The following is a 3,333-nucleotide window of genomic DNA, read 5'->3' on the forward strand; positions in this document are numbered from 1 at the left end:
GGCGGCAGGGCAAGACACCATTTCCGGCGGGTCGGGCAACGACCACCTCTACGGCGGAAAGGGCAACGACACCATTTCCGGCGGGTCGGGTAACGACCACCTCTACGGCGGAAAGGGTGACGACACCGTCTCCGGCGGCAAGGGTAACGACACCATCTCCGGCGGGTCGGGCAACGATCACCTCTACGGCGGAAAGGGCGACGACACCGTCTCCGGCGGCAAGGGCAACGACACCATTTCCGGCGGGTCGGGCAACGACCACCTCTACGGCGGCAAGGGCAACGACACCATTTCCGGCGGGTCGGGTAACGACCACCTCTACGGCGGAAAGGGTGACGACACCGTCTCCGGCGGCAAGGGTAACGACACCATCTCCGGCGGGTCGGGCAACGATCACCTCTACGGCGGAAAGGGCGACGACACCGTCTCCGGCGGCAAGGGCAACGACACCATCCACGGTGGGTCGGGTAACGACCACCTCTACGGCGGAAAGGGCGACGACACCGTCTCCGGCGGCAAGGGCAACGACACCATCCACGGCGGGGCCGGCAACGACCACCTCTACGGTGGAAAGGGGGACGACACCGTCTCCGGCGGCAAGGGCAACGACACCATCCACGGTGGGTCGGGTAACGACCACCTCTACGGCGGAAAGGGTGACGACACGGTCTTCGGCGGAAAGGGCAACGACACCATCCACGGCGGGGGCGGCAATGACCACCTCTCCGGGGGAAGCGGACCTGCGGATCATGGCCACGCGCAGATGCCGGTTCACCACGATGTGGGTGGACACGTCGATGCTCACGTTCCCGATATGGGCATGTTCCACTGAACACGTTGATCGGCCGAACCTTACGGCCATGGGCCCATGACAGCGCGCCCCGCCAAGTTCTCTTGGCGGGGCGCGTCTTCGTCTGGCGGGCGCACAATCTTTGCTGAGGGAATTCATTTCCCGCCGGTTCGGGGAGCGGTCCGTGAGCCTGCCGCTCTGTTCGCGGCGCCTCCTCCCACCGGATCCGCGTCTGCGTGACCTTCGTCACAGCCGGTCGCCACACGCGCGGCGATACTCGTCATCAGACAACGAACCGACGGGAGGATGTCATGCGACGCTCGACCGAACTACGCGTCAAATGCCAGATCTGGCGCGACTTGGATCTTCTCCTCGCACAGCGCGCCGCTCTCGAAGGCCTGAACAAGCATGGAGCAACCTTCACGAAAGCCGCGGCCAACCATTCGGCCGGCTGCGCCATCCGTTGAGGCGTTTCCGTCCCCCCAACCTACCTCGTCACGCCGTTCGCGAGAGCGGTCGTCGACCGTACGGGACCAAGTGGTTCAGTATGCGATCATTCATCGATTGTGGTGGCGCCGCGGCCGCGCCTTGCGTCCGGTCCGCGTCACGGTCACCCGAATCACGTTGGACATGACGGGTGGCTTGTGCGGCACGTGGTCCGCGTCGGCGAGAACCAGCTGCAGGCTGTGTGTGCCGAGGGGCAGCGTGACCAGCGCCTCCGTCTGTCCCAGCCCGAAATGCAGGTGCTCGAAATCATTCGGGATCCGCTCATCGAGCGCGCGCAGAGTGGTGTCGATCAGCAGATGGTGGTGACCGGTATTGGCCTTATCGAAACCCGCCGGTGCCACACCCATCCCGGTCAGCCCGAAGCGGATCAGGGTCTTTCGTCCGACAACGTCGCCATTGCGCGGCTGAACGAAGTACACCCGCGCTCCCGGCGGTGACGGGCGCTGCTGGACGGCCCCTCCCCCTCCCCCTCCCGCGGCGACGGGCTCGGCGGTCGGGGACACGACCCGGACCTTGATGACCTCTGACGCTACCGGGGGATTGTGCGGGATGTGATCCTTATCGGCGAGCAGCAGTTGAAGCGTGTGCTCGCCTGGCGTCAGTTCAATCTCAGCCTCGGTCTGCCCGGCGCCGAAATGCACGTGATTGAAGTCGTTCGGGATCGGCCTGTCCGCAGCCGGCATCGGCGTGTCGATCAGGAGATGGTGGTGTCCAGAGTTTGGGCGGTCCATGCCCGCCGGTGCCACACCCATCTTCCGCAGGCCGAAATGGATCGTCGCCTTGGGCGTCAGGGTGCCGCCGTTCTTGACATCCACGAAGTAGACCGCTGCCCCCGGCGGCGACGGCGTCGGACCACTCTTGCGCTCCTGCGCCGCTGCGGCGGATGCGATCAGCAGCAGAACGAGAGCCGCGCGAGGCATGCCGCCCGCAATGGGTTTCGCCGCATCAATCACGATGCCTCCTGCGCAGCGCGCTGATCACAATTCGCATTTCGATGGAATGCGACGTCTCTTCATTTGGAGCGGTACGGCGACCGATCCATACTACGCCGGCGCTGGAATGGCAATTGAAACCTATCTATATCTTGTTTGATGCGACATAATCCCAGGAATGAGCCGACATTGGGTCGAGCGATCATTGCGCTTCGGCCATTTCTACATACACTGCAGTTCTCGCTCGTCCGCTCATCGCGCGCAGGTCATCGTTCATGCCGGGACGGATCTATGTTCGAAGCCCGCCGGATCTGACGCCTCGGGCGGGGTTACGCGGCCGCATCGGCGGATACGGCGTGCTGATCTTTCTGGCATTTTTCGCGCTGAGCGGAATGCTTCTGACGGCAGGGCCTGGACAGGCCCAGAATCCGATCGGGGCCGGGCGGCGGTTCGCTCTGCTCATCGCCAACAGCCGCTACCCCGACGCTCAGGGCTCGTTGCCGACGATCGTGAAGGACGGCCGCCTTCTCGCGGAAGAGTTGCGGCGAAGCGATTTCGACGTCGACCTGCGCGAGAACCTGAGGCGGGAGGACGTGCAGGCGACCCTGGACGCATTTTACGCCAAGCTGAATGCCGGTGCGGCCGCCTTCGTCTATTTCGGCGGATATGGCATCCAGGTCGAGCGCCAGAGCTACCTGATCCCCGTCAACGCGCAGATCTGGTCCGAGACGGAGGTCCGTCGTGACGGCATCAGCCTCGATGCGATCCTGAGCGAGTTGAACCGGCGCGGCGTGCGCGTGAAGATCGCGGTGGTCGATGCGGCTCGGCAGAACCCCTTCGAGCGCCGCTTCCGCGCTTCGTCCGCGGGCTTGGCGCCGGTCGACGCTCCGGAAGGGAGCTTGATCCTATTCTCGGCTCCGCCCGGGAAGTTGGTGCGCGAGGAGGACGGTGACATCAGCCTTTTCGTGAGTGAACTCGGGAAGGAACTGCGTGCCCCGAACCTCACCGCGGAAGAGGCGTTCACGCACACCCGGATCGGGGTGTCGCGCGCCTCGAAGGGGGATCGCGTTCCATGGATCTCCTCGTCCTTGATCGATGAGTTTC

General features: G+C 64.6%; 4 protein-coding genes. 3 read left to right on the forward strand and 1 reads right to left on the reverse strand.

Features of this window, described 5'->3' with window-relative positions; all coding sequences use genetic code 11:
- On the forward strand, positions 1-832 hold an 832-nt coding region (locus I53_RS35820; RefSeq protein ID WP_148291249.1), incomplete at its 5' end, for a calcium-binding protein.
- Between the two features lie 194 nt (positions 833-1,026).
- Positions 1,027-1,257: a hypothetical protein gene (locus I53_RS33555; protein WP_148291250.1), complete on the forward strand. Its 231-nt coding sequence runs from the start codon at positions 1,027-1,029 to the stop codon at positions 1,255-1,257.
- A 90-nt stretch (positions 1,258-1,347) separates the two neighbouring features.
- Here I53_RS33555 and I53_RS26705 read toward each other — a convergent pair whose 3' ends face one another.
- Positions 1,348-2,250, reverse strand: a complete 903-nt coding sequence (locus I53_RS26705) for a DUF4399 domain-containing protein (RefSeq protein WP_085987710.1) — start codon at positions 2,248-2,250, stop codon at positions 1,348-1,350.
- A 254-nt stretch (positions 2,251-2,504) separates the two neighbouring features.
- Here I53_RS26705 and I53_RS26710 point away from each other — a divergent pair.
- Positions 2,505-3,333: caspase family protein (locus tag I53_RS26710; RefSeq protein WP_148291251.1), on the forward strand; the 829-nt coding region annotated here is incomplete at its 3' end.

Origin of the sequence: Methylobacterium sp. B1 (assembly GCF_000333255.1) — a bacterium.
In the GTDB taxonomy this organism is placed as follows: Bacteria; Pseudomonadota; Alphaproteobacteria; order Rhizobiales; family Beijerinckiaceae; genus Methylobacterium; species Methylobacterium fujisawaense.